7 protein-coding genes are annotated in these 6,722 nt (G+C 37.6%); 6 read left to right on the top strand and 1 reads right to left on the bottom strand.

Annotation, left to right across the window (positions count from 1 at the left end; genetic code table 11):
* Positions 1-727, top strand: a 727-nt coding sequence (locus B4237_RS01365) for an alpha/beta fold hydrolase (RefSeq protein ID WP_286940907.1), incomplete at its 5' end; no start/stop codon positions are given.
* A 60-nt stretch (positions 728-787) separates the two neighbouring features.
* Here the strand turns inward: B4237_RS01365 and B4237_RS01360 are convergent.
* A complete protein-coding gene (locus B4237_RS01360) occupies positions 788-1,213 on the bottom strand; it encodes an internalin (protein WP_278595185.1) in 426 nt (141 codons plus the stop codon).
* Positions 1,214-1,581: 368 nt separating this feature from the next.
* Here B4237_RS01360 and B4237_RS01355 point away from each other — a divergent pair, with 368 nt between their 5' ends.
* The 5 genes from B4237_RS01355 (at position 1,582) to ispD (ending at position 6,625) form a co-directional block, all read left to right on the top strand.
* Positions 1,582-3,219, top strand: coding sequence for a CTP synthase (locus B4237_RS01355; protein WP_278595186.1), 1,638 nt, complete (start codon positions 1,582-1,584; stop codon positions 3,217-3,219).
* A 31-nt stretch (positions 3,220-3,250) separates the two neighbouring features.
* Complete coding sequence (gene kdsA, locus B4237_RS01350; RefSeq protein WP_007483084.1) at positions 3,251-4,108, top strand: 3-deoxy-8-phosphooctulonate synthase; 858 nt, start codon at positions 3,251-3,253, stop codon at positions 4,106-4,108.
* Positions 4,109-4,153: 45 nt separating this feature from the next.
* The gene (gene eno / locus B4237_RS01345) at positions 4,154-5,443 is read left to right on the top strand and encodes a phosphopyruvate hydratase (protein ID WP_004879735.1); all 1,290 of its coding nucleotides are present in this window, start codon (positions 4,154-4,156) and stop codon (positions 5,441-5,443) included.
* A 125-nt stretch (positions 5,444-5,568) separates the two neighbouring features.
* Positions 5,569-5,940, top strand: coding sequence for a cell division protein FtsB (gene ftsB, locus B4237_RS01340; RefSeq protein WP_004879733.1), 372 nt, complete (start codon positions 5,569-5,571; stop codon positions 5,938-5,940).
* Entirely contained in the window at positions 5,924-6,625 is a 702-nt protein-coding gene (gene ispD, locus B4237_RS01335) for a 2-C-methyl-D-erythritol 4-phosphate cytidylyltransferase (RefSeq protein WP_278394353.1), read from the top strand. Before ftsB ends, ispD begins: the two co-directional genes overlap by 17 nt.
* Positions 6,626-6,722 lie beyond the last annotated feature (97 nt).

The following is a 6,722-nucleotide window of genomic DNA, read 5'->3' as shown; positions in this document are numbered from 1 at the left end:
GCGTGAGCTTGTCAAAGATTTACATGAATATACAGGATGGCGCATTGCACTCTGCTTGCGACGTGGTCATGCAGGTTTACCTATGCCTGTCCCGCGTATTTCCTTGTTCGGATCGACGAGTGATCTTCGGGAACAGTTACTGCATATTCAAAGTTTATTTCCTCAAACAGAACTATATGCGGTTGGCTCATCTGCGGGAACTGGATTATTGGTTCGGTACTTGGGAGAACAAGGCTGTGACACACCTTTCAAAGCAGCTTTTGCTATGTGTCCTGGTTACAACACGGAAATTGGATTTAAAAATGTTCACCCATTTTATAGCAGAATGATGACTAAAAAATTATTCAAATATTTTATTCAACCCTATCAAGATATGTGGAATCAGGTTTCTTCAATTCAGAAAGTTCTTGCAACTACGAATTTAGAGGAATTTGAAAAAGTTTATTTTGAAATGGCGGGATATCAAGATTATCAGAGTTATTGCCAAGCCATAAATCCAATCTATGTTTTTGAGAATATCAAAATTCCGTTGATGATTCTAAATGCTGAAGATGATCCTGTGTGTTCAATTAAAAACTTAGAACCTTATAAAGATGCGATTCAGCAGATGGATAATATTGCGGTTGTAACTACGAAGAAAGGTAGTCATTGTGGTTTTTACGAAAGCTTTAGTGCTAAATCTTGGGCTTCGCGTTTAATTGCAGACTTCTTTAAAAGTACAACTTAAGAGAATGAGTGAATAAAAAAGCCAGTTGGAGGCAACTGGCTTTTCAATCTAATGAATAGATTAATTATTTAAAGCAGGTGTTGCTGCCGCAATAGCAGCAGCTACAGCATCATCTTCAGTTTGAGATGGACCAGTAGAGCTTTGAGTTTTTACAGGTTGTTCTACTTTGGCTGGTTTTGGCTGTTCAGTATGTGGAGTTTCTTGAGTAGCTGTTTCATTAGAAGTTTGTGCTGGACGAATTTCAGTCGTTGTCTTTTCAGTTTCTTCACGAGTTGTTTCAATTACAGGAGCAGGAGACTCTTGTGTATCTGCGCTTTCTAAAGCTTGAAACTCTTGAGCTTTTTCTGGTTCAGGTTGTTGAGTTTCTTGAGTCTCAGTCGCCTGTTCTTGCTGCTCTTCGTTTTTAGGTTCTTCTTTTTTCACACAAGCCGTCAATAAAAGACCTGCCGCAAGTGCTGCACAAATTAAAAGTTTTTTATTCGCCATTGCCAAAACAACATATTAAATTAGGACAGCGGAATTATAGCAGTAAAATTATTAGAGTGAATCACTGATCATTATTCAGTTTGTTGATATTTTATAAATGCTTAAAAGATTATCTCCGCTAAAGATCTATCGAGTAGCCTATTTAAGAGATAATTTTCTGACGGATTTAGTGTTTTGGGGGCAAGAAAACTAAATTAAGTATGAAAATTCCACAAATCCCATAAATTTTTATCAAAAATGCTGATAGAATAACCAGTTGTTTATAGTTCTTTGAATTGATGCGGTTTGACTTTGCTTTATAGGGGCAGAGTACAGTAAAATTGCCCAACATTGTAGGCCGATTTCGGCTCGATTGTACGAGAAACTCAATGACCCATTTTATTTTTGTCACTGGTGGTGTTGTTTCATCACTAGGTAAAGGTATTTCTGCTGCTTCTGTTGCTGCACTTTTGGAAGCTCGTGGCTTAAAAGTCACTATGGTAAAAATGGATCCATACATTAATGTCGATCCAGGTACCATGAGCCCATTTCAGCACGGTGAAGTTTTCGTCACAGAGGATGGTGCTGAAACTGACTTAGATTTGGGATATTACGAACGTTTCTTACGTCGTGCAAAAATGACTAAGTTGAATAACTTTACAAGTGGTCGTGTATATCAAGACGTTTTAAATAAAGAACGTCGTGGTGACTATCTTGGTGGAACTGTTCAAGTTATTCCACATATCACAGATAATATTAAAGAGCGTGTGCTTCGTGCAGGCGAAGGTTATGACGTTGCGATTGTAGAGATTGGTGGTACTGTAGGTGATATTGAATCACTTCCATTTATGGAATCAGTACGTCAGTTAATGGTTGAATTAGGTCATAAACGCACAATGCTTATGCATTTAACTTTATTGCCATATATCAAATCTGCGGCAGAGTTAAAAACAAAACCTACACAACATTCTGTGAAAGAACTCCTTTCTATTGGTATTCAACCAGATATTTTGATCTGCCGCACAGAATATGATGTAGATGCTGATACAAAACGTAAAATTGCATTGTTTACGAATGTTGAAGCGCGTGCAGTTGTTGTATGTAAAGATGCAAAAACAATTTATCAAATTCCTCGTAACTTCTCCGAACAAAAGGTTGACGATTTAATTTGTGAACGTTTTGGTTTTAATGATCTTCCTGAAGCAAATCTTGAAGATTGGGACAATGTGGTAGAAGCATTATTAAATCCTGAATATACCGTTCGCGTTGCGATGGTTGGTAAATACGTTGAATTGCCAGATGCATATAAATCTGTCAATGAAGCGCTTTTACATGCAGGTATTCAAAATCGCGTTAAAGTTCAAATTGACTACGTTAATGCTGAAGATCTAGAACAACAAGACATCAATGTTTTGAGTACAGCTGATGCAATTCTTGTACCGGGTGGCTTTGGCGAACGCGGTACAGAAGGGAAAATGCGTGCGATCCAATATGCTCGTGAAAACAAGATTCCTTTCTTAGGTATCTGTTTAGGTATGCAATTGGCTGTAATTGAATATGCTCGTAATGTTGCTGGTATTCCCGAAGCAAGTTCTACTGAGTTTAATCGTTCTACAAAGTCTCCATTAATTGGCTTAATTACTGAATGGTTAGATGAACGTGGTGAATTACAACAGCGTAGTCTTGAATCAGACTTAGGCGGAACGATGCGTTTAGGTGCTCAAAAGTCTGAACTTGTTGAAGGCACAAAAACACGCGAAGTTTATGGTAAAGCTGAAATTACTGAACGCCATCGCCATCGTTATGAAATGAATGATCGTTTCATTCCTACGCTTGAAGAAGCTGGTATGAAAATTTCAGGTTATTCTTCAGTACAACATTTAGTTGAAACTGTAGAAATTTCTGAACATCCGTGGTTTATTGCTGTACAATTCCATCCAGAATTTACAAGTTCACCACGAGATGGACATCCATTATTTGCTGGTTTCATTGACGCTGCAAAAAAACAGCACCAACAGAGTAAATAAGGCAGTTCTTTAAATAAACTGGGAAGTTTAAATGTCACAATTAAAACCACAAGAGGTTGTACGTTTAGGCGATATACAAATGGCAAATCATTTGCCATTTGTATTATTTGGCGGAATGAACGTACTCGAGTCAAAAGATTTAGCATTTGAAATTGCTGAAACTTATATTGATATCTGTAAACGCTTAGAAATCCCTTACGTGTTCAAGGCAAGTTTTGATAAAGCGAACCGTTCAAGCTTAACTTCTTTCCGTGGACCGGGTTTAGAAAAAGGGATTGAATGGCTTGCGGATATTAAAAAACAATTTAATGTTCCAATCATTACTGATGTACATGAACCACATCAAGCTGCGCCAGTTGCTGAGGTAGCTGACATCATTCAGCTTCCAGCATTTCTAAGTCGTCAGACTGATTTAGTTGAAGCAATGGCGAAAACTCAAGCTATCATCAATATTAAAAAAGCACAATTTTTAGCTCCACATGAAATGCGTCATATCTTGCATAAATGTTTAGAGGCTGGAAATGACAAGCTTATCCTTTGTGAACGTGGCTCAGCATTTGGTTATAACAACTTAGTTGTTGATATGCTCGGCTTCGATATCATGAAAGAAATGAATGTTCCTGTATTCTTTGATGTGACTCATGCATTACAAACACCAGGTGGTCGTGCTGATTCAGCAGGTGGTCGTCGTGCTCAAATTACGACTTTAGCCCGTGCTGGTATGGCGACTGGACTTGCTGGTTTGTTCTTAGAAGCACATCCAGATCCTGAAAAAGCGAAATGTGATGGGCCTTGTGCTTTACGTTTATCACAGCTTGAGCCTTTCTTGGCACAATTAAAAGAATTGGATACTTTAGTTAAAGGATTCAAAAAGTTAGACACTCATTGATGCAGCTATTTGCATCTTGTTATTCAATCAACAGAGGAATTGTTCATGAGCCAAATCGTTGACATTCGTGCACGCGAAATTTTGGATTCTCGTGGTAACCCAACCATCGAAGCAGATGTAATTTTAGAATCTGGTGTTGTTGGTCGTGCATGTGCACCATCTGGTGCTTCAACTGGTTCTCGTGAAGCTTTAGAACTTCGTGACGGTGATAAATCTCGTTACCTAGGTAAAGGCGTTCGTACTGCTGTTCAAAATGTAAATAGTTCAATTCATGAATTACTTGTTGGTCAAAATGTTTTTGAGCAAAAATTGCTTGATGACAAAATGATTGCATTGGATGGTACTGAAAACAAAGAGAAATTAGGTGCAAATGCAACTTTAGCAGTATCTTTGGCTGCTGCTCGTGCTGCGGCATCTGAACAAAAACTTCCATTGTTCCAATACATTGCAAACTTACGTGGTCAAACAACTTTGACCATGCCTGTTCCAATGATGAACATCTTAAATGGTGGTGAACACGCTGATAACACTGTTGATATTCAAGAGTTCATGATTGAGCCTGTAGGTTTTACTTCATTTGCTGAAGCATTACGCTCAGGTGCAGAAGTTTTCCATGCTTTAAAATCTGTACTTAAAAAACAAGGTTTAAATACTGCAGTTGGTGATGAGGGTGGTTTCGCACCGAACTTACGTTCTAACGAAGAAGCTATTCAAGTTATTCTTCAAGCGATTGAGTTGACTGGTTATAAAGCTGGTTCAGATATGATGCTTGCTTTAGACTGCGCATCTTCAGAATTCTATAAAAATGGCCAGTACGTTTTAGAAGGTGAAGGTAACCGTGCATTTACAAGCCATCAATTTGCTGATTATTTAGCGGGCCTTGTAAATCAATATCCTATTATCTCAATTGAAGATGGTCTTGATGAGTCTGATTGGGAAGGTTGGAGCTACTTAACATCAATTCTTGGCGATAAAATCCAATTGGTTGGTGACGATTTATTCGTGACGAATCCTAAGATTTTACAACGTGGTATTGATGAGAAAGTAGGTAACTCTATCCTTATCAAATACAACCAAATTGGTACATTAAGCGAAACCTTAGATGCAATTTACCTTGCTAAAGCAAATGGTTATTCAACTGTAATCTCTCATCGTTCTGGTGAGACAGAAGATTCAACAATTGCTGATTTAGCTGTTGGTACAGCAGCGGGTCAAATTAAGACTGGTTCACTTTGCCGTTCTGACCGTGTTGCGAAATATAACCAATTGCTTCGTATTGAAGAATTAACGAAAGCAGCTTACCGCGGTAAGGCTGAATTCAAAGGTCTAAAATAAGGTCAATTTATCTATGTTGAATACTTTTGATCATCTTTCTTTACAAAAGAGAGAAACTCTGCAAATTCATAATCCTATAGAATTTGCGGATAATCTTCCTTTGAGAAAGATGTAGAGAGTTTTTCATGATAGAGATGTTTCGATCTACTTCAAGTAAGTTGATTCTGTTGCTTGTAATCGCATTGGTTACAAGCTTACAGTACCAATTTTGGTTTGGTGAGGGAGGCTATCTTGCTCACCAAGCGCTTACACAGCAAATTACCCAACAATCAGAAATAAATACTGAGCTTAAAGAGCGAAATCGTATTTTAGCGGCCGAAGTTTTTGACTTAAAAAATGGCACAGAAGCGATTGAAGAACATGCTCGTCTTGATTTAGGTTTAGTTAAACCTAATGAAACTTTTGTTCAAATGAGCACAATTAGCACGCATTACAAGCCAATTTATATTGATCCAAATGCAAAAGTAGATACAGCGACTAATGAAAACCCAGACTAAACTGTGGGCGGTTGTACCAGCAGCAGGTTCTGGCAGTCGTTTTTCTAAAACAGAATTAAAGCAATACCAATATATTCATGATCAGACTGTACTTGAACATACAGTTAATCGCCTTAACTCTCTCGATTTAGCTGGTTGCGTGCTTGCGATAGGCGAACAAGATAACTTTGCAAAAACGCTCTCTTTTCAAAAGCAAAACAAAGTACATTTTTGTTTAGGTGGAAAGGAGCGTGTTCATTCGGTTTTAAATGCCTTAATCTATTTATCTGAGATAGCGGCAGATGATGATTGGGTGCTTGTTCATGATGCAGCAAGACCTTGTATAACTCAGCAGAATTTAGAGCAATTGGTTGTATCTGCGATTAATGCAGATCAAAGTACTATTTTAGCAATACCTGTTCGTGATACTTTGAAATTGGTTCAAAGCAATAATCTGATTGCAAAGACTGTAAGCCGTGACTTGTTATGGCAAGCACAAACGCCTCAAATGGCTAAATTAAAAACATTAAAATCTGCAATTGAAACTGCTTTGGCAGACAATGTTTTAATTACTGATGAAGCAAGCGCTCTTGAATATGTAAATGAACCCGTACAAGTTGTACAAGGTCGTTCTGATAATATTAAAATTACTTATAGTGATGATTTAGAGCTTGCTCGTTTAATTCTTCAGTCGCAAAATCCATAGTTAAAGCGTAAATACAGGTCATATCAACCATAGTATCTCAGATAAATAAGTTGAAAATTAAAGCTTTTAACATCAATATAAATGACAACTATTTCAC

Source organism: Acinetobacter sp. UBA6526 (assembly GCF_002434875.1).
Classification (GTDB): Bacteria; Pseudomonadota; Gammaproteobacteria; order Pseudomonadales; family Moraxellaceae; genus Acinetobacter; species Acinetobacter venetianus.
Note: the sequence above shows the minus strand (reverse complement) of the source record. Positions and strands in the feature narration are given on the sequence as shown.